The organism is Vibrio sp. OPT24 (assembly GCF_015163545.1).
Taxonomy (GTDB): Bacteria; Pseudomonadota; Gammaproteobacteria; order Enterobacterales; family Vibrionaceae; genus Vibrio; species Vibrio cyclitrophicus.
The window spans coordinates 25,143-46,150 of sequence record NZ_JADDYI010000048.1 but is presented as its reverse complement, the minus strand read 5'-3'; the positions used below and the strand labels follow the sequence as shown (position 1 = coordinate 46,150).

Sequence of the window (21,008 nt, the reverse complement as noted above, 5' to 3'; positions counted from 1 at the left end):
GGGTAGAATGTCGAAAGCCCCAGGGCCATGTTTATAAAGATCTACGTTTATAAAGAGCTATGTTTATGAGGAAGAGATGACAGCACTGCAACGTTTTTACCAATGGGTTATCGACTCACCGCCATTATTGGAAATCAAGCCGCCCATATCTGATCTCGGTGCATTCTCAAGCCACCTAGAAATCGACGAATCACATACTTATAATGGTAATCCTAGATTAGGCTTTCTCTACCAACACCTATGTGAACAAGTCATCATTTCTTCGGATAATTATTCAATCAAGCACGATGAGATTCAGATCAATGTCGAAGGTAGAACACTAGGTGCTATCGACTTTATTCTCGAAGAAGAGAACAGCCAAAAACTGCAACATTGGGAAGTAGCGATTAAGTTTTATCTACTCCATGAACAGACATGGTTTGGTCCGAACTCTCACGACCAATTAGATAAGAAGCTCGATCGAATGTTGGACCACCAATTGGGTATGTCGTCTTCAACGGCCTTTCTTGAACAATATCCAGAGATCGATGTCGACTCAAAACATCTCCTCATGCAGGGTCGTCTCTATACCAACCCATTCTTAGATCAAAAAATACCTACTGAATGTTTGGGCTACGACATTAACTCAAGTCAAGTAAACGGTTTTTGGTGCTATCAAAACCAAGCCCATTTAATCACTGAAGCGCTCTACCCTCTCAGCAAAGAGGAATGGGCTGCGGGTACTGATGACTTCACCAGTGAACCTCTTACTGAGTTTGGTGAGCGCTTTGTACATGGGCAAACCCAATCTGGGCAATTCTGGTTTGTGATGCCACAAAGTTGGCCACACGGTTAGCCGCCTAAGCTAACTCATTTTGCTTTTCCCGCTTACACGCAACCAGCGCAAATAAAAAGGGCTGATGCTTTCACATCAACCCTTCTATTATTTGCTTGATAATTCTATGAATCGTAATCGATTATAGACCAGCCGCTGCAAATACTTGGTTCACAATCTCTTGAGCTTCTGCTTCAATTGCTTTTAGGTGCTCTTCACCTTTAAAGCTCTCACAGTAGATCTTGTAGATGTCTTCAGTACCTGATGGACGAGCAGCAAACCAACCGTTCTCAGTTGTCACTTTAAGGCCACCAATCGCAGCACCGTTACCTGGAGCGTGTGTTAGGCGTGCAGTAATTGCATCCCCAGCAAGCGTCTCAGCAGAAACCATCTCTGGAGAGAGCTTTTTAAGCACGTCTTTTTGTGCGCCATTAGCGACTGCTTGAATTCGGTTGTACTTAGATTCACCGTGTTTAGCGGCAAGTTCTTCATAGTACTCTTGTGGGTTCTTACCAGTAACGGCTGTGATTTCAGCCGCAAGTAAGCAAAGAATCAGGCCATCTTTGTCTGTAGACCAAGGCGTACCGTCTTTACGTAAGAAAGATGCACCCGCACTTTCTTCACCACCGAAACCAAACTGACCGTTATAAAGGCCATCAACGAACCATTTGAAACCAACTGGCACTTCGCAAAGCTCGCGGCCTAAATCAGCAACAACGCGGTCAATCAGAGCGCTTGATACTAACGTCTTACCAACAGCAACGTCTTTACCCCAACCTTCACGGTTACGGTATAAGTAGTCGATACACACTGCTAGAAAATGGTTTGGATTCATTAAGCCTTTTGGTGTAACAATACCGTGGCGATCGTAATCAGGGTCGTTACCAAACGCTAATTGATAATCGTCTTTAAGGGCCAGTAAACCTGCCATCGCGTACGGAGAAGAACAATCCATTCGAACCACGCCATCTTTATCTAAAGACATAAACTGGAACGAAGGATCAACAGCTTCACTTACCAAAGTAAGATCTAAGTTGTACGCTTTACCAATTTGACGCCAATAATCGATGCCGCTACCACCTAGTGGATCCACACCAATTTTGATGTTTGCTTTCTGAATCGCTTCCATATCAACCACGTTAACCAAGTCAGCAACGTAAGGAGCAACGAGATCAACTTCTTTTACTAAATCAGACTGTTTAGCTAGCGTGATAGGGGTACGTTTAACACCTTGCATTTTCTCAGCAATGATGACGTTCGCACGATCTTCAATCGCTTGAGTTAGCTCAGCTTCAGCAGGGCCACCGTGTGTCGGATTGTATTTAATACCACCGTCTTGAGGTGGATTATGTGAAGGTGTGATAACAATGCCGTCGGCTTTTTTATCATTTACTAGGTTATGCGTAAGGATCGCGTGCGAGATGCCTGGTGTTGGAGTAAAGCCATTTTTTTCTTGAATAATAACTTCAACACCGTTCGCTACAAGCACTTCGATAACAGTAGAAAACGCAGGCTCAGATAGAGCGTGAGTATCTTTACCTAAGAAAAGTGGGCCTGTTGTACCCTGTTCAGCACGAACTTCAGCCACCGCTTGTGCGATCGCGAGAATGTGGTTTTCGTTAAATGTTGATTTGTCTGCTGTACCACGGTGACCCGAAGTACCGAATAGAACTTTATGCTCAGGGTTACTAGCATCCGGTTGCTGTAAGAAATAGTTAGCCACTAAAGCCGGAATATTATGAAGATCTTCCTGCTGAGCTTTTTGCCCGGCACGAGGGTGCATAGCCATTTTTCGACATCCTTATATATAAAATTTAAAAACAAAAAAACCTCATAATATCTTCTTATCCATGGATATTATGAGGTTTAAATCAGATTTCTTTAAATTGAACCTGTTACTTTTTCTATCAATTCTGCTTGGAAATTCATGCGGCTCATAAGCTGCTCAACCATCTGTCTTTTGCGGCTAGTATTATTATTAGTAATAACCCAAAAAGGACTGTGTGGAATCGCTTTAGGCTTGGTTGTATTCCCGTTTGCTAACAACGTCTCTTCGTTATCTGCAAAGTAAACACGCTTACGGCCTTTTACTTGAGTTGCTTCTGAAAAGCTTAAAGGGTCGATTTTATGCAGTGTTGATAACACAAGCATGAAACGATCAATGGCTTTCTTTAGTGATGCAAACTCATCTGATATTAGTAGTGAGCGCATTTCTTTAACGCCATCGAACTTCTCTGGAGTAAAGCCTACCTCTTTGCTAACAACGATACCTTTTGGTTCAACGATCTCATCGATCGGAACCATGCCTTGGCTATCAACCTGTAACAAGCGGCGCAGAATATCTGAAGCGCTTTCGCCAATACGTTCTGTCTGACCCGCAATAAAACGGTATAGGTCCTCATCAACCTCAATTGTTTTCATTCGCTTTTCACAATCTCAATGTTTAAACTCTGGGGGATTATAGCGAGATCCGCGCGGATACTCTACGTCAAACCCACCATGAATAAGATAAAAATGTCAGTACAGCTCAACTATAAAATTGAAGGTGAGGGTCACACCATTGTTTTGATCCATGGATTATTCGGTAATCTGGACAACCTTGGCCTGCTCGCTAGGGATCTAAAAGCCGATCATCAGGTACTTAGCATCGATCTACGCAATCACGGTCAATCCTTCCATAGCGACACCCATAATTATCAAGCAATGGCCCAAGATGTTGCCCAATTGCTGCGTGATCTTGAGTTAAAAGACGTCACTGTAATTGGTCACTCTATGGGTGGCAAAGTAGCGATGGCACTGACACAGCATCTTACACTGCATAAGTTGATTGTCTTAGATATGGCACCGGTCGCATACACCCAAAGTCGCCACGACAACGTATTCGCCGGTCTGCAAGCGGTTATCGAAGAAAAGCCGACCTCACGATTGGATGCGCTAAAGATCCTCTCAAAACATATCGAGATCGACGGGGTTCGTCAGTTCTTAACAAAATCTTTGTTCAAAACAGAACAAGGCATTATGGAATGGCGTTTTAACGTGGCATCACTATTGAATAACTACCCCCAGATTATTGGTTGGGAACCCGTAGATAAAACCTCGGTCAAAACATTGCTAATAAAAGGCGGTGATTCTGATTACCTCACTGCCGATCATCAAGCCGCGGTTCAACAACAATTTTCTAACGCTAAGGCTCATGTCATTGCGAATACTGGGCACTGGCTGCATGCAGAAAAACCAGCTGAAGTACTCAGAGTAATCAGAAAATTCATCGCTTAACTGCTCTTTTTCATGCAGATAAATGAGAACTGTGCAATCACTGCAGATTAACTTTATCTCACAACAGTGATATAGTGCGCCCAAGCAAAATTGGTATATAAGGTTCCCATGCTTTACGACTACATGAACATCATTGAATCTATTGGTTTAGATCTCCTGTTTGCCGCGATTTTCTTTTTAATCGGTATGGCAATTAAGGACGTTCTAAAGCAGGGAAATGTTCCTGCATTTGGTCGTCGTATTGTATGGTTAGTACTTTTCCTTGGCTGCGCAGGTTTTATCGCTAAAGGGATAATCCAACTAAGCTGGGAAGGAACTGGGATCTAACGATTTCCTCCGAACTTTGTTACACCGACAACAGACAAAATTAAAGGTAATGATTCTATGGCAAGTGTAGGTCTCTTCTTTGGTAGCGATACAGGTAACACTGAAGCTGTTGCTAAGATGATTCAAAAGCAATTGAGCAAGCAGCTCGTTCACGTTCAAGACATTGCAAAAAGCAGCAAAGAAGATATCGATAACTTCGATCTACTGCTGCTTGGTATCCCTACGTGGTACTACGGCGAAGCACAATGTGATTGGGATGACTTTTTCCCAGAGCTAGAAGCTATTGATTTCTCAACGAAGCTTGTTGCTATCTTTGGTTGTGGCGACCAAGAAGATTACGCAGAATACTTCTGTGATGCTATGGGTACTATCCGTGACATCGTTGAAGCAAAAGGCGGTACTATCTTAGGTCACACATCAACTGAAGGCTACGAATTCGAAGCATCGAAAGGTTTAGTTGAAGGCGATGATAGCCAATTCGTTGGTCTATGTATCGATGAAGATCGTCAACCTGAACTGACTGACGAACGCGTTTCTAATTGGGTTAAACAAATCCATGAAGAAATGTGCTTAGCAGAGCTAGAAGACTAGTGCCCGTTCACTAATCGTGACTAATTAGTCACGATTATACAGATATGAAAAAACCTCCATTTAGGAGGTTTTTTACTATTTATATCGCCGGATTAGCATTCAGCTTCTAATCCGTCGTCATCCTCTCTAAACTGCGGTTTCTTTCTAACATACAGAGTGCGCTGAATTTCTGAAACCACATTCCCCTTCTTATCCTTCACATAGATAACAAATTCAGGGAAACATTTTTCTCCAAGCTGTGTCTGACGATAAATTTCATCAAGCTGCCCCTGACTGATTTCAAAATCGGCGTACAAGTCAGACTGACCAGGCTTAATGAAGTTAATGCTCGCTTCCTTATCCCAAACATAATACCGCTCACCTAAAATTCCCATTAACATCAAAGAGTAAACAGGGTCAGTTAAAGAAAATATGCTGCCGCCATATTGAGTGCGATTGGCGTTTTTGTTCCACCAGCGTAGCTTTAATATCGTCTTAACGACTCTAAAGTCAGGGCTTATATGAGCAATACGAATACCCGCTCCCCAGAAAGGTGGCCAAATATTGAGTGCGAATTTTACAATGTTCGGTTTGTAGATTTTTGCGAGTTGCTTATTCATAACAACATTCCATGTTCATATCAGAAACACCGTCACCTTGACTGGTCGAACCTCCACTATAAGTGAGATGCCTCTATTTTACAAAACAGATTGTGATGTCAATGAGTAACCCTTTGAAGTTCGTGGTTTATTGTTATGCCTGACTAAACTATAATGGTATTAATATTGAATTCTGTTAATTGCGGCAGATCATCAACAGGAAAGTATATGTCAGACAATAATCAAGCGCTAAAAGATGCTGGTCTTAAAGTGACCCTTCCACGGCTCAAAATTTTAGAAGTATTACAACAGCCAGACTGCCAACATATTAGTGCTGAAGATTTATATAAAAAGCTGATCGACTTAGGTGAAGAGATTGGCCTTGCTACCGTTTATCGAGTGCTTAACCAGTTCGATGACGCAGGTATTGTAACGCGTCACCACTTTGAAGGCGGTAAGTCTGTATTTGAACTTTCAACACAGCACCACCATGATCACCTAGTGTGTCTAGACTGTGGCGAAGTTATCGAATTCTCTGATGACCTTATCGAAGAAAGACAAAAAGAAATTGCAGAGCGTTACAACGTGAAGTTGACAAACCACAGTTTGTACTTATACGGAAAGAGCATTACCGGAGATTGCAAAGGCAATCCAGACGCGCATAAAGCGAAGAAGTAACATAGAACGCTGGCTTGGGCCGGCGTTTTTTATATGGTCACTACATAAGACGATTAATCGCAACTTATTCTATAATTGACGACTTTATTCAGATACAAAAAAACCGGCTCTAAGCCGGTTTTTTATTAGGGTGCTTATCGAAAGCGAATCACTTTAGCGATTAAGCTTCAGTTTTTCCCCAAGTATCGCGTAGACCAACCGTACGGTTGAATACTAGTGCAGCTGCTTTAGAATCTTTCGAATCTACACAGAAGTAACCTGTTCGTTCAAACTGGTACGCTTGCTCTGCTACACCTTCAGCTAGGCTAGGTTCAACAAAACCGTTAAGTGTAACAAGTGATTCAGGGTTGAGCGTTGCAGCAAAGTCATCAGCAGCAGCTGGGTTTGCCACGGTGAATAGACGATCGTACAAACGAATCTCAGCAGGCAATGCTTTATCAGCCGATACCCAGTGGATAACGCCTTTCACTTTACGGCCATCTGCAGGGTTCTTACCCAAGGTTTCGTTATCGTAAGAACAGAAGATAGTCGTAATGTTGCCTTCTGCATCTTTTTCGATACGTTCAGCTTTAATCACGTAAGCACCACGTAAACGAACTTCTTTACCTAGAACCAAACGCTTATACTTTTTGTTTGCTTCTTCACGGAAGTCATCACGTTCAATCCAAATTTCACGCGTAAATGGTACTTCACGAGTGCCCATTTCTGGCTTGTTTGGATGGTTTGCAACGGTTAGCGTTTCTACTGCGTCTGCTTCGTAATTTTCGATAACGATCTTAACCGGATCCAGAACAGCCATTGCACGAGGTGCATTTTCGTTCAGATCATCACGGATACAAGATTCAAGTGAACCGAACTCAATCATGTTCTCTTGCTTAGTCACACCAATACGCTTACAGAATTCACGGATAGAGCTTGAAGTGAAACCACGACGACGTAGACCAGAGATAGTTGGCATACGAGGGTCGTCCCAACCTTCAACTAGGTTTTCAACCACAAGCTGGTTCAGCTTACGCTTCGACATTACCGTGTATTCAAGATTCAGACGGCTAAACTCGTACTGACGAGGTTGGCAATCAATCGTGATGTTGTCTAGCACCCAGTCATACAAACGACGGTTATCTTGGAATTCAAGCGTACAGATAGAGTGGGTAATGCCTTCTAGTGCATCAGAGATACAGTGTGTGAAGTCGTACATTGGGTAAATGCACCACTTGTCACCTGTCTGATGGTGGTGAGCAAAACGAACACGGTAGATAACAGGATCGCGCATCACCATAAATGAAGAGCTCATGTCGATCTTAGCACGTAGGCACGCTTTACCTTCTTCAAAGCCACCGTCACGCATTTTTTCAAACAACGCTAGGTTCTCTTCAGGGCTGCGGTCACGATATGGACTCGCTTTACCAGGCTCTTTTAACGTGCCACGGTATTCACGGATCTGCTCAGGACTTAGCTCGTCAACATACGCTAAGCCTTTATTAATTAATTCCACAGCATAAGCGTAAAGCGTATCGAAGTAGTTTGATGAATAACAAATATCACCAGACCATTCGAAGCCTAACCAGCTTACATCATTCTTAATTGACTCAACGTATTCAACGTCTTCTTTTTCAGGGTTTGTATCATCGAAACGAAGATTACATTGTCCCTGGTAGTCCTGAGCAATACCAAAGTTCAAGCAAATAGATTTAGCGTGACCAATGTGCAGGTAGCCATTTGGCTCCGGCGGGAAACGAGTATGCACGCTACTGTGTGTACCATCCGCTAAATCTTTATCAATAATTTGGCGAATGAAATTCGATGGACGAGCCTCAGCTTCACTCATCTATAGCACCTCTATGTATTTAGTATTGTCAGAGAAAGTTATCTTTCATATCCGAGACAAAGGCCGCTTTTATTGCCTGTCAAAGATAGAAAGATCATTGTTGCTAATCATCCACAATTCTGCGCCTTTGCACAATAAGAACCGTCCTTTAATTGTGATTATTTCTCCGATTCGATGAAGAATAGAACGAACATTGTTCACTGGCTCTAAACAACAGGCACAAAAAAGCCTCCCATGTGGGAGGCTTTCAATTTGACACTTACTTAAGAGTAACTTTACGTCTTAATTAAGTACTTCCCTTACTATGGAAGTTTTACATCAGATAGGTCTTCACCTGCACCGATAGCTTTCATTTCGCCAGCTACAATTTCAGCTAGTGGACCTAGGATAACCTGTAGGTTGTTTTCACCTAGTTTAACCACACCTTTAGCGCCGAGCTTCTTAAGAACAACTTCATCAGCGATAGAGCGGTCTTTTAGCGTTAGACGTAGACGAGTGATACAAGCATCGATTGAAGTCAGGTTTTCGTGACCACCTAGTGCTTTTAGGTATTGGCGTGCAACCTCACCTTTAGGTGCGTCGCCAGCAGGAGCCGCTACAGCTTCGTCATCATCTTCACGACCTGGCGATTTCAAGTTGAAAGCGCGGATTGCGAAAGAGAAAGTGAAGAAGTATAGAGCACCGAATGCTAAGCCAATCAATAGTAGAGTGAATGGTTTAGTTGCTAGACCCCAGTTCAATACGAAGTCGATAAGACCAGCAGAGAAACCGAAACCGTGCAAAGTACCAAACATGTTAGCAACAACTAGAGACAGACCAGTAAATACAGCGTGCATTGCGTATAGAGCAGGAGCTAGGAATACGAACATGAATTCTAGCGGCTCTGTGATACCTGTTAGGAATGAACAGAATGCAACAGAGAACAGTGCGCCACCAACTTGACTACGTTTTTCAGCAGGAGCAGCTAGGTACATTGCAAGTGCAGCACCTGGTAGACCAAACATCATTACAGGGAAGAAACCGTTCATGAATACGCCAGCACCTTTATCACCACCGAAGAAACGGTGTAGGTCGCCAGATTTAACTGTTTCAGTCACTTCTTTCACAACAGTTGTGATTTCTGGAGTAACAGAGTTAGCGAATGTGAACGTGTGCTCTTGACCAACAACTAGTGTTTTAGCCAGTGCAGGGTCAACACAAAGTTGAGTGATACCAGCGAATGCGCCTTGACCAGCAACGATGATTTCTTGACATGTGCCCATACCAAACCAGAAGTATGAGTTCAATACGTGGTGAAGACCAACAGGGATAAGTGCACGGTTAAGAGTACCGTAAACGAATTGACCAACAGCGCCAGACGTTGATACTGCGTGAGCTAGTGCGTCTAGACCAGATTGAACACCAGGCCAAACCACACCAGACACAGCACCTGCAACAAGTGCAAATAAGCCGGCCATGATTGGTACTAAACGTTTACCTGCGAAGAAAGCCAGCCACTCAGGAAGACGTGTTGCATGGAAGGCGTTGTAAGAGTGACCTGCGATGATACCTGCGAAGATACCGCCGAAGAACGACATGTTAACGTCGGCGTTAATTGTCGTTGCTGTAGCTGTTAGTACGAAGTAAGCAACTGCACCAGCAAGACCCGCTGCGCCGTTACCATCTTTAGAAAGACCAATCGCGATACCTAGACCAAAAAGCAATGGTAGGTTACCGAAGATAGCACCACCAGCTTGCGCCATAAATGGAATATCAAGTAGATCGCCTTGACCTAAACGTAGTAGAAGCGCCGCAATCGGAAGCGTTGCGATAGGTAGCATTAACGCTTTACCTAGCTTCTGTGCATATCCTAGAATATTCACCAGTTGTTTCCCCCTATAGGATTTTTTAGAATTCGTCTGAGAAACTTATTTTAGTCGCTCAATTTAGTCCTATTCAGTGTATTCAATTAATTTTGCTCCGCAAATTAAAACCTTACCATTTGTGATCCTAATCACCAGTTTTTACCAAATCCAGAGGTTTTTGCTAGCGAGATCATAAAACTTATTTTATCATTCAAAAAAATGAACATTTATAGATAAAATCCAAATATAAAGATTGGGTTAATGCCCGGTTATTTTAGGTAGAAAATGCCAATAAACAACCGAAAAACATTAGCTTAAAACTATAAAATTAACTAATTGTTCATTTGTTTTTCAAACACTTAAATACGTTTCTCATTTTAAAAACGTTTGCTCGTAAAAGATAAATCGTTACGTAAATGATGCTCGCAAACTAAGTCCACATTTAGGTAACGAACAAATTTAAAAGATCTCATGAAATAAGGATTAGCTGACTATGTACGCGCTAAGTAACTGTAAAATTTACACTGGTAGTGATGTTCTAACCGATCATGCTGTTGTAATTGAAAACGAACTGATCAAAAAAGTCTGTCCTATCTCTGAATTACCAGAAGGAATCGAGGTCCGTGACCTAGATGGTACAAATCTAAGCCCGGGTTTTATTGATCTACAACTGAATGGCTGTGGCGGTGTAATGCTGAATGATGAGATCACTGCTGACACAATGCAGATCATGCATAAAGCAAACCTTAAATCGGGCTGTACTAGCTTTTTACCTACGCTAATCACCTCTTCGGACGAAGATATGCGCGCGGTTATTACGGCAGCTCGTGAATACCACAACCAATACCAAAACCAGTCTTTAGGTTTGCACCTTGAAGGCCCATATCTAAACGTTGCGAAAAAAGGCATCCACAGTGTCGATCACATTCGTAAATCTGACAATGAAATGATTGAGCTTATCTGTGAAAACAGTGACCTTGTGGCCAAAGTAACACTGGCTCCTGAGCTCAACGACCCAGAACATATTGAGCGTCTACACAAAGCTGGCGTAGTGGTTTCTATCGGCCACACCAATGCCACTTACGCTGAAGCGCGTCAAGGCTTTGAATCAGGCATCACTTTCGCGACTCACCTGTTCAACGCTATGACACCTATGGTTGGTCGTGAACCTGGCGTTGTTGGCGCGATTTACGACACGCCTGAAGTTTACGCTGGCATCATCGCTGACGGTTTCCACGTTGATTACGCAAACATCCGAATTGCACATAAAATAAAAGGAGAAAAGTTGGTATTAGTGACGGATGCCACAGCTCCTGCAGGTGCTGACATGGAATACTTTATTTTTGTCGGTAAGAAAGTATATTACCGTGATGGTAAGTGTGTTGATGAAAACGGCACACTGGGCGGCTCAGCTCTGACTATGATTGAAGCAGTTCAGAATACAGTTGAGCACGCTGGTATCGCTTTAGACGAAGCTCTTCGCATGGCTACGCTATACCCAGCTCAGGCTATCGGTGTAGAAAGCAAGCTAGGTCGAATCAAAAAAGGCATGGTTGCAAACCTTGCCGTATTTGACCGAGACTTTAACGTTAAAGCGACTGTTGTTAACGGACAATACGAGCACAATTAAGTATGAATGGCGGACAAATAGGTAACGTAGACTTAGTTAAACAACTAAACAGTGCAGCGGTATACCGACTTATAGACCAACAAGGGCCTATCAGTCGTATACAAGTGGCTGATGTAAGCCAACTCGCACCGGCAAGTGTTACAAAAATTACCCGCCAACTTTTAGAACGCGGCCTAATTAAAGAGGTTGCGCAGCAAGCGTCTACTGGCGGTAGACGCGCTATTTCCCTAACCACAGAAGTAGAACCCTTTCATTCTGTTGCTGTGCGTTTGGGGCGAGACTACATTCAAATAAGCCTGCATGACCTTGGCGGTCGTGAATTGGCTTTCCAACAACAAGACCTGAATTATTCAGACCAATCAGACCTTACCCAAGGCTTGGTCAATAGCTTGAAGGCTTTCATTGCTGAACATCAACCAAAGATCGATCAGTTGATTGCCATTGGTGTCACTCTTCCTGGCTTGGTTAACCCAACAACAGGTGTTGTTGAGTACATGCCAAACACAGACATCGATAACCTAGCATTAAGCGACATTATTCGTGACACATTCCATGTTGCTTGTTTTGTGGGTAATGACGTTAGAGGAATGGCACTTGCTGAGCACTACTTCGGTGCGAGTAAAGATAGCCAAGACTCTATTTTAGTTAGTGTTCACCGCGGTACAGGTGCCGGCATTATTGTAAATGGTCAAGTGTTCCTAGGCCATAACCGCAACGTGGGTGAAATTGGTCATATCCAAATTGATCCGCTCGGCGAGCAATGCCAATGTGGTAACTTCGGCTGTCTTGAAACAGTAGCGGCAAACCCGGCCATTGTTGAGCGAGTACAGAAGCTGATTAAGCAAGGCTATGAGTCTTCTTTGACCGAGCTTGAACATATTACGATTCAAGATGTTTGTGACCACGCGATTAATGGTGATGAACTAGCGAAGCAAAGCTTAGTTCGAGTAGGAAATCAGTTAGGTAAGGCTATCGCAATGACGATTAACTTATTTAACCCTCAGAAAGTTATCATTGCTGGTGATATAACTAAGGCACAAGAGATTGTTTTCCCTGCGATTAAGCGCAATGTTGAGAATCAGTCGTTAACGGCTTTCCATAGCGGCCTGCCTATTGTAGCATCTCAGATCGATAAACATCCTACGATGGGAGCTTTTGCCATGATCAAGCGCGCCATGCTCAACGGTGTGTTACTTCAAAAGCTACTCGAAGACTAAAGAAAAACAATTCTGATTGTCCGCGGGCCGTGTTTGTATAAACACGGCCCGTTTTTTTAAGCTAGGGAACTACAACAACAAGTTATGGAACTTATATTAATATCCACTGCGTTTATTGCAGGATTTATTGCTTTAAAGTGTCACCTTCCCCCATTGGTCGGCTTTTTGGTCGCTGGTTTTGGGCTATTTGCTCTGGGTTTTGAAACCAATGACACCATCATTACCTTGGCTGACCTTGGTGTCACCCTGCTCCTATTTACTATTGGCTTAAAGCTAGACATCAAAACCCTACTCTCTAAAGAGATCTGGGCCGGTGCTACCATCCATAACCTTTTATCCACTCTGTTTTTTGCTGTAGCCCTGTTTGGTTTTAAATTCTTAGGTATTTCGTCTCTAGCAGCAATGTCGATAGAACAAATCGTTCTACTCGGTTTCGCTCTCTCATTCTCTAGTACCGTATTCGCGGTAAAGTCTCTGCAAGAGAAAGGGGAAATGAACGCGACCTATGGCACGCTAGCGATTGGTATTCTCGTCATGCAGGATATCTTTGCAGTGGTCTTTTTGACCGCATCGACAGGTAAGATTCCAGAGTGGTACGCCATCGCACTCTTCGCTTTACCATTTTTACGTCCGCTGTTCTACAAAATCCTTGATTGGGTTGGGCACGGTGAAATGTTGGTGCTGTTCGGCATCTTTTTCGCATTAGTTGTTGGTGCTGGCTTGTTCCAGTTTGTAGGTGTAAAACCAGACTTGGGCGCTCTTATCTTAGGTATGTTGCTAGCAGGTCACCCAAAAGCTTCAGAGCTGTCGAAATCGCTGTTTAACCTCAAAGAGCTTTTCCTCGTTTGCTTCTTCTTGAATATTGGGTTATCCGAGCAACCTACTATCCAAGGCTTCATGCTCGCCATCTTATTCTTGCTGTTGCTGCCAGTGAAAGGCGTGCTTTACTTCTTGGTACTCAACCGCTTCAAATTCCGTGTTCGAACATCCCTACTCGCCTCTCTATCACTGTTTAACTACAGTGAATTTGGTCTTATCGTTGGCGGTTTAGCCTTTAAGATGGGTTGGATGTCTGGTGACATCTTGGTGGCTGTGGCGATTGCAGTTTCGCTATCGTTTTTGATCGCTGCGCCTCTAAACAAAGCGGGCCACAAACTTTATCAACAATCAGGCCGCTGGTTAAAAGAGCATGCAGCTGAAAAACTTAACCAACGTGATAAACGAATTGACCCGGGCCGTGCACAGGTATTGATTCTAGGTATGGGACGTATTGGTACTGGCGCCTACGATGAATTACGTTCGCGCTATGGCAAGGTTAGCTTAGGTGTCGAAGTTCGTGAAGAAGCGGCACACAACCATAGAAACCTAGGAAGAAACGTTATTTCTGGCGATGCAACTGACCCAGATTTCTGGGAGCGTATCTTAGATACAGCAAACGTGAAGTTAGTGATCTTGGCGATGCCTCATCACCAAGGAAATCAAACCGCCTTAGAGCAATTGAAGTCACGCCACTTTAAAGGTCAAATTGCGGCGATTGCTGAGTATCCCGATCAGCTCGAAACACTGAAAGAGAATGGCGTCGATGCGGCATTTAATATTTACAGCGAAGCGGGTAGTGGTTTTGCTCGACACGTCTGCGAACAACTAAACCCAAATATCGATAAAACCTAACCTTAAATGCCCTCTGCCAAACCTCTCAAATTTGCTGTTTTTTTGCACTTTTGGGAGGTTTCTGTACAAAAAACCGACCACAATTAGATAGCAAACACCAAAAACGCTAAATAATTAGATATTTTCTAACAGAACACCCTTTATATTATTTTTTTGCTCACATCTGGTTGCTTTTTTTAGCCAGAATGGCAAATTGAATGCAGTTAATTTAGAAATTATTTAAAAGGAAGTTCTATGTGTTCAGTATTTGGCATTCTCGACATTAAAAGTGATGCCGCAGCACTTCGCCCTATTGCTTTAGAAATGTCAAAGAAGCTTCGTCACCGTGGTCCAGACTGGTCTGGTATCTACGCTGGTGAAAAAGCAATCCTCGCTCACGAACGTTTGGCTATCGTTGGCCTGAACAGTGGCGCACAGCCACTATACAGCCAAGATAAAAAACACATTCTTGCAGTGAACGGCGAAATTTATAACCACAAAGAACTTCGTGCACGCTATGAAGATAAGTACCAGTTTCAGACAGATTCTGACTGTGAAGTAATCCTAGCGTTATACCAAGAAATGGGCGCAGACCTTTTAGAAGAGCTTAACGGTATTTTCGCATTCGTTTTATACGACGAAGAGAAAGACGAGTACCTAGTGGGCCGCGACCATATTGGTATTATCCCGCTTTATCAAGGTTACGATGAGCACGGCAACTACTACGTTGCTTCAGAGATGAAAGCATTGGTTGAAGTATGTAAAACAATCAGTGAATTCCCTCCGGGTAGCTTCTACTCTTCAAAAGATGCAGAACCTCAACGCTATTACATCCGCGATTGGAACGAGTACGCTGCGGTACAAGGCAACAGCACAAGCAAAGAAGAACTGACTGAAGCGCTAGAAGCAGCCGTTAAACGTCAACTAATGACTGATGTTCCTTACGGTGTACTTCTATCTGGAGGCCTTGATTCATCAATTACTTCAGCAGTCGCTAAACGCTTTGCAGCAATGCGTATCGAAGATGATGAGCAATCTGAAGCTTGGTGGCCACAACTGCACTCATTCGCTGTTGGCCTTGAAGGCGCACCAGATCTTATCGCTGCTCGTGAAGTTGCAGACAAGATCGGTACAGTGCACCACGAGATGACTTACACCATTCAGGAAGGCTTAGATGCCATCCGTGATGTTATTTACCACATCGAGACTTACGATGTAACGACGATTCGTGCATCAACGCCGATGTACTTACTTGCTCGTAAGATCAAAGCAATGGGCATCAAAATGGTACTGTCTGGCGAAGGTGCTGATGAGATCTTTGGTGGTTACCTATACTTCCATAAAGCACCAAACGCAAAAGAGTTCCATGAAGAGACAGTACGTAAGCTACTTGCTCTAAGCATGTTCGACTGTGCTCGTGCAAACAAATCACTGGCGGCATGGGGCGTTGAAGGTCGTGTACCATTCTTAGATAAAGAGTTCATTGATGTAGCAATGCGTCTGAACCCTGAAGATAAAATGTGTGGTAACGGTAAGATGGAGAAACACATCCTACGTGAGTGTTTTGAAGACTACCTACCAGACTCAATCGCTTGGCGTCAAAAAGAACAGTTCTCTGACGGCGTTGGCTACGATTGGATCGATACGTTGAAAGCAACGGCTGAAGCAAAAGTAACGGATCAACAAATGGAAGCCGCTAAATTCCGTTTCCCTTACAACACGCCAACAACCAAAGAAGGTTACGCTTACCGTGAGATCTTCGAAGAGTTATTCCCTCTAGAATCAGCAGCAGAATGTGTCCCTGGCGGTCCTTCGGTTGCCTGTTCATCTGCGAAAGCCATTGAATGGGATGAGTCATTCAAAAACTGTGTAGACCCATCTGGTCGTGCGGTACAAGCCGTTCACAACGACTCTTACTAAGAGGTTTCGTTTGAATAAATGCTAAACACTAAAAAGGCGCATAATGCGCCTTTTTTATTAAGCCTTGTTTTTATTCTTGCGCTTATGCTTGGGCTTGAAGTGCCTCGTTCTCAATACTGACAGGTACCACTTGACTGATCATCTTAACTAACATGATAGAACGCGCCTCACCATCTTTTTGATGATAGATAGCCTCAATACCAGCAAACTGACCACTCTTAATTTTCACGACTTGCCCTGATTCAAACTCAATACAACAGTCTTCAGTATCGTCACTAAAACATTTCTCGAACTCTTTAAGCTCAAACACTAAATCACCTTGTACTTCATGTGGCCTAGATCCGAATTTAATAAAGTCGACAACACCACGAGTAGAGCGAACCGTCGTAAAACTTGGGCCTTGCTCATAATCAAAGCGAACAAAGATGTAAGATGGAAATAACGGTTCTTTGACCTGCTTTTCTTTCCCTCGAACAACCTTTTCAACTTCTATTTGGGGATAAAAACACTCCACCCCTTGATTTTCTAAGTGCAACTGCGCGCGTTTTTGATCACCACGCTTACAGTAAAGTAAATACCAACGTTTCATTTTACTAGCCATTTTATATTTTTAGATATTTTACCACATGCCTAAAACGGTTGAATCGCCATTAATAAAATGAATCGAGCAAGCAAGAAATAATGCGTAGCAGACCAATTTATCAACAAAAAGTTATAGGTAGCAAAAGTGGTTAAGCATTGTACAGGGATCGTTTTCAGATAAAAAGGTGCATTATTGTAAGCGTGTGTACGCCACTCCTATTATGCATAGCATACTCTTTAAAACCCGAAGTAATACACCAAACTAATACATAACAATTAAACCATTCAGGGATGCGCTTGAATTGTTTATTACGCCACCAAACCAAATTTGAAAAATTAGTTTGCAGCACGCGTTAACTGGGTGACATTACAAAGAAAACCTCACATTATCATTTACTTATAAAAAATAAGTTGTCGTAACCATAAAATACACCTATTGCAGATGGTTATTCTACTCTGTATACATAAGTAACTATAAAATCTTTTAATACCTAAAATTAGTAAAACTTATGCCAAGCAATCACAAAATTTTTGGCCACCCTAGAGGCCTATTTCTACTTTTTAGCACAGAGCTATGGGAACGTTTTTCCTACTATGCGATGCGTGCAATTCTGGTTTTATTCTTAACTGACACTACCCTCAACGGTGGACTTGGTTGGTCAACAAAAGACGCACTCGATCTCTATGGTATTTACACCGGTTTAGTCTATATCACACCATTAATTGGTGGCTGGATTGCCGATAATTACCTAGGTCAACGTAAATCGATCTTGATTGGTGGCCTATTAATGGCACTTGGTCAATTTACACTTGCTCTGCCCAATGGTTTCATTGGCTTAGACCAAGTAAACGCTCTTTACCTTGGTTTAGCGCTGCTTATCAGTGGTAACGGCATGTTTAAACCAAACATCTCGACCATGGTTGGCGATCTGTACCAAGAAGGCGATAACCGACGTGACGGTGCTTTCACCATTTTCTACATGGGCATTAACTTAGGCGCACTACTTGGTGGCTTAATTTCAGGCGCTGCAGTCGACTCTTTCGGCTGGAAGGCAGGTTTCCTTGCCGCCGGTATTGGTATGGTCATTAGCCTGATTATGCAAATGACGATGGCTCAATCTTGGTTAGGTAACATCGGTTCGGTGCCAGCAGCTGCACGAGCAAAAGCACTGAACAAGTCGAAAGAGAAAACGCCACTCACAAAAGAAGAGTTCGACAGATTAAAAGTTATTCTGGTTATGGGTCTGTTCGTGATCGTTTTCTGGGCAGGCTTTGAACAAGCCGGTGGCCTAATGAATATTTATACTCAGCAATATACTGACCGTATGATCGGCGATTTTGAAGTACCAGCTGCTTGGTTCCAGTCTCTGAACCCGTTCTTCATCATCACACTTGCGCCATTAATAGCCGCATTCTGGGTCAAACTTGGTAAGCGCGAACCAAACTCTCCTGTGAAATTTGCGATGGCTCTGTTTTTCTTAGCTCTAGGCTTCGTGTGCATGATGGGGGCAGTAATGGAACAAGGTGGCGACCTAACAGTCAAAACATCCATGCTTTGGCTAGTCGGTGCTTTCTTCTTCCATACTCTTGGTGAGCTTTGTCTATCTCCTATTGGCCTGTCGTTGGTCACTAAGTTAGCTCCACTTCGCCTAGCATCGTTAATGATGGGGGCATGGTTTGGCTTTAACGCCATTGCAAACTACGTAGCAGGCCTGGTAGGTTCACACGTAGGTGAGCTTGGTGCTATGTCTATTTTCAGTGGTATTGCGATTACTGCAACGGTGAGTGGCATATTACTGTTGCTGTGTGCTGGTAAACTCGTGTCATGGATGCATGGCGTAGAAACTAACACCTTGCTAGAAGCTGAACCAAAAACAACAGAAGCTTCAGCTGTTTAATAGCTAAGCGTCTATTACTAGACGAAACATCAAAATAAAAAAGGACTGCTCTATGAGCAGTCCTTTTTTATTTCTATTATGTGAAGTGCTGTTGCCAGTAAACAGTCGTTAGCGATGAATCGCCACTAGCTCTGCCATCATATCAATATGAGAGTCCCTGTCGTTGAGACACATAATATAGCTAAAGTCTGAACCACCAGCTTCAATGAAGGTCTCTTTGCACTGGTCCGAAATCTCTTCCAACGTTTCCAGACAGTCAACTGAGAATGCAGGTGCCATGATATCGATCTTTTTGATGCCCTTGCTCGGCAGTGATTCCAGCGTCTCGTCAGTGTAAGGCTTCAACCACTCTTCTCGACCAAACCGAGACTGGTACGTCATGGTAATATCGTCCTCTGACAACTCTAACTCTGCAGCCAGTAATTTTGTCGTCGCTTCGCAATGCTGCGGGTAAATATCACCCTCATCTGCCAATCGCTTAGGGATACCATGGAAAGAACACACTAAATGATCGGCTCTGCCATTTTTATCCCAATGGCTACGAACGCTTTCAGCCAGTGCTTTTGCGTAACTTGGATGCGCGTAGTAGTCACGAATAAAGCGGTAGCTTGGAATCACAGACATCTGTTTAAAGGCTTTAGTTAAACCATCAGAAACAGCCGCTGTCGTTGTTCCAGAGTACTGAGGGTACAGAGGTAGTACGATGATGTCTTCGACGCCCTTCTCCATCAGCTGTTCGACACCCGTCTTAAGACTTGGGTTGCCATAGGTCATACCCAACGCAACAGGCATTTGCAATTTCTTCTGCAGTTTCTCAGCTTGTCTTTGTGAGTACACAAGCAGCGGTGATCCATCGTCCATCCACACAGACCGATACAATTTAGCCACTTTCGGAGCTCGAATCGGTAAGATTACACCATGCAGGATTGGACACCAGAGCCAACGAGTTAGGTTTACCACTCGCTTGTCATGTAAGAATTCACTCAAAAATCGACGAACGCCAGCCGGGGTTGCCGAATCTGGAGTCCCTAAGTTCACCAGTAAAACGCCCTGCTTTTTATTATTTTCCATAGATACCTGAGACTAATATGTGATTTTCTGGAAAGTAATATACTAATCGGAATAAGTTCAAGATCATTGTGTATACCAAATGTTTGAATAATCATTCTGAACATGAGGTACCTCAAGCTCCACACTGCTATCTATCATCAGGACTAATAATCTTGAATCATGTGCAATCAAACTTATCGAGATTGGTATCGTACTAAAATTTGGAACAAAAAAAGCGACCCGTAAGGTCGCTTCTAATATATCAAATTCTAAAACTGGCTGTTAGCCAATTATGCTAGTGCTTTCTCAAGTTCTGCACTAACTTCAGCGACTTGCTTAGTACCGTCAAATTTAAGGTACTTAGTGTTGCCTGCTTCCGCTTCTTTACCGTAGTAAGAAATAAGCGGAGCTGTTTGATCGTGGTACACACCTAGACGAGCACGAACTGTTTCTTCTTTGTCGTCATCACGTACAACTAGTTCTTCGCCAGTGATGTCATCTTTGCCTTCTTCTTTAGGTGGGTTGTACACATTGTGGTATGTACGACCAGAAGGAAGGTGAGCACGACGACCAGCCATACGTTCAACAATCACATCATCAGCTACGTCAAATTCAACAACGTAATCTACAGCGATGCCCATTTCTTTAAGGCCATCAGCTTGTGGGATTGTGCGTGGGAAACCGTCTAGTAGGAAACCTTTCTCGCAGTCATCTTGAGCAATACGCTCTTTGATAAGACCAAGGATAATTTCATCAGAAACTAGCTGACCAGCGTCGATTACTGATTTTGCTTGCTTACCAAGCTCAGTACCCGCTTTGATAGCAGCACGTAGCATGTCACCAGTTGAAATTTGAGGGATACCAAATTTGTTCATGATGAAGTTAGCTTGAGTGCCTTTACCCGCGCCAGGAGCACCTAGAAGAATGATGCGCATGTTTAATCCTCTTATAAAATTATGATTTATACCGAAGCTCACTATTCCACTTTCGTAGTTCATTTTTAGGATAAACAGAAAGCGTTAGATAACCATTGAGGTTAAGTAAAACTGCAAATAGAAGCCAAACGGTAAGTTTCGGTATAACGTTTAAAAATCATACAACTGGGAACGATAGGTTCCTAGTCCC

The 21,008-nt window shown here is 43.2% G+C and carries 18 protein-coding genes; 10 read left to right on the top strand and 8 right to left on the bottom strand.

Annotated elements, in window-relative coordinates; genetic code table 11:
- Positions 1-76 precede the first annotated feature (76 nt).
- A complete protein-coding gene (locus tag IQO02_RS10070) occupies positions 77-835 on the top strand; it encodes a DUF1853 family protein (RefSeq protein WP_193838527.1) in 759 nt (252 codons plus the stop codon).
- A gap of 121 nt (positions 836-956) precedes the next feature.
- Here the strand turns inward: IQO02_RS10070 and pgm are convergent, their stop codons facing one another.
- The gene (gene pgm, locus IQO02_RS10065; protein WP_010436758.1) at positions 957-2,603 is read right to left on the bottom strand and encodes a phosphoglucomutase (alpha-D-glucose-1,6-bisphosphate-dependent); all 1,647 of its coding nucleotides are present in this window, start codon (positions 2,601-2,603) and stop codon (positions 957-959) included.
- A gap of 92 nt (positions 2,604-2,695) precedes the next feature.
- Complete coding sequence (gene seqA, locus IQO02_RS10060; RefSeq protein WP_010436756.1) at positions 2,696-3,235, bottom strand: replication initiation negative regulator SeqA; 540 nt, start codon at positions 3,233-3,235, stop codon at positions 2,696-2,698.
- A gap of 93 nt (positions 3,236-3,328) precedes the next feature.
- On the opposite strand from seqA, the gene IQO02_RS10055 reads away from it, so the two are divergent.
- From IQO02_RS10055 to fldA, 3 genes are all read left to right on the top strand, one after another.
- Positions 3,329-4,090, top strand: a complete 762-nt coding sequence (locus IQO02_RS10055; protein WP_016767482.1) for an alpha/beta fold hydrolase — start codon at positions 3,329-3,331, stop codon at positions 4,088-4,090.
- Between the two features lie 108 nt (positions 4,091-4,198).
- The gene (locus IQO02_RS10050; RefSeq protein ID WP_010436749.1) at positions 4,199-4,417 is read left to right on the top strand and encodes a DUF2788 domain-containing protein; all 219 of its coding nucleotides are present in this window, start codon (positions 4,199-4,201) and stop codon (positions 4,415-4,417) included.
- Positions 4,418-4,474: 57 nt separating this feature from the next.
- Positions 4,475-5,008, top strand: a complete 534-nt coding sequence (gene fldA, locus IQO02_RS10045; protein WP_010436745.1) for a flavodoxin FldA — start codon at positions 4,475-4,477, stop codon at positions 5,006-5,008.
- 92 nt (positions 5,009-5,100) lie between these two features.
- Here the strand turns inward: fldA and IQO02_RS10040 are convergent, their stop codons facing one another.
- Positions 5,101-5,607, bottom strand: coding sequence for a DUF4442 domain-containing protein (locus IQO02_RS10040; protein ID WP_010436742.1), 507 nt, complete (start codon positions 5,605-5,607; stop codon positions 5,101-5,103).
- 207 nt (positions 5,608-5,814) lie between these two features.
- Here IQO02_RS10040 and fcrX point away from each other — a divergent pair, with 207 nt between their 5' ends.
- On the top strand, positions 5,815-6,264 hold the full coding sequence (gene fcrX / locus IQO02_RS10035; RefSeq protein ID WP_010436739.1) for a ferric iron uptake transcriptional regulator FcrX: 450 nt from the start codon (positions 5,815-5,817) through the stop codon (positions 6,262-6,264).
- A gap of 160 nt (positions 6,265-6,424) precedes the next feature.
- On the opposite strand, the gene glnS is transcribed toward fcrX, so the two are convergent.
- Positions 6,425-8,092, bottom strand: a complete 1,668-nt coding sequence (glnS, locus tag IQO02_RS10030; RefSeq protein WP_016767481.1) for a glutamine--tRNA ligase — start codon at positions 8,090-8,092, stop codon at positions 6,425-6,427.
- Between the two features lie 302 nt (positions 8,093-8,394).
- Positions 8,395-9,954, bottom strand: coding sequence for an N-acetylglucosamine-specific PTS transporter subunit IIBC (gene nagE / locus IQO02_RS10025; protein WP_010436734.1), 1,560 nt, complete (start codon positions 9,952-9,954; stop codon positions 8,395-8,397).
- 475 nt (positions 9,955-10,429) lie between these two features.
- Here nagE and nagA point away from each other — a divergent pair, with 475 nt between their 5' ends.
- The 4 genes from nagA (at position 10,430) to asnB (ending at position 16,353) form a co-directional block, all read left to right on the top strand.
- On the top strand, positions 10,430-11,566 hold the full coding sequence (gene nagA, locus IQO02_RS10020) for an N-acetylglucosamine-6-phosphate deacetylase (protein WP_016767479.1): 1,137 nt from the start codon (positions 10,430-10,432) through the stop codon (positions 11,564-11,566).
- Between the two features lie 2 nt (positions 11,567-11,568).
- Positions 11,569-12,783 carry a DNA-binding transcriptional regulator NagC gene (nagC, locus tag IQO02_RS10015; protein ID WP_010436729.1) on the top strand — a complete coding sequence of 405 codons (1,215 nt, stop codon included), beginning with the start codon at positions 11,569-11,571 and terminating at the stop codon, positions 12,781-12,783.
- Positions 12,784-12,867: 84 nt separating this feature from the next.
- Positions 12,868-14,454: a cation:proton antiporter family protein gene (locus IQO02_RS10010; protein ID WP_016783781.1), complete on the top strand. Its 1,587-nt coding sequence runs from the start codon at positions 12,868-12,870 to the stop codon at positions 14,452-14,454.
- A 234-nt stretch (positions 14,455-14,688) separates the two neighbouring features.
- Positions 14,689-16,353, top strand: a complete 1,665-nt coding sequence (gene asnB / locus IQO02_RS10005) for an asparagine synthase B (RefSeq protein WP_016767477.1) — start codon at positions 14,689-14,691, stop codon at positions 16,351-16,353.
- Between the two features lie 82 nt (positions 16,354-16,435).
- Here the strand turns inward: asnB and rfaH are convergent, their stop codons facing one another.
- Positions 16,436-16,942, bottom strand: a complete 507-nt coding sequence (rfaH, locus tag IQO02_RS10000; protein ID WP_016787729.1) for a transcription/translation regulatory transformer protein RfaH — start codon at positions 16,940-16,942, stop codon at positions 16,436-16,438.
- A gap of 502 nt (positions 16,943-17,444) precedes the next feature.
- Here rfaH and IQO02_RS09995 point away from each other — a divergent pair.
- Positions 17,445-18,833 carry a peptide MFS transporter gene (locus IQO02_RS09995; RefSeq protein WP_016787730.1) on the top strand — a complete coding sequence of 463 codons (1,389 nt, stop codon included), beginning with the start codon at positions 17,445-17,447 and terminating at the stop codon, positions 18,831-18,833.
- A 108-nt stretch (positions 18,834-18,941) separates the two neighbouring features.
- Here the strand turns inward: IQO02_RS09995 and hemH are convergent, their stop codons facing one another.
- Both hemH and adk read right to left on the bottom strand, forming a co-directional pair.
- Complete coding sequence (gene hemH, locus IQO02_RS09990) at positions 18,942-19,904, bottom strand: ferrochelatase (RefSeq protein WP_016787731.1); 963 nt, start codon at positions 19,902-19,904, stop codon at positions 18,942-18,944.
- A 269-nt stretch (positions 19,905-20,173) separates the two neighbouring features.
- On the bottom strand, positions 20,174-20,818 hold the full coding sequence (gene adk, locus IQO02_RS09985; protein WP_009847341.1) for an adenylate kinase: 645 nt from the start codon (positions 20,816-20,818) through the stop codon (positions 20,174-20,176).
- Positions 20,819-21,008 lie beyond the last annotated feature (190 nt).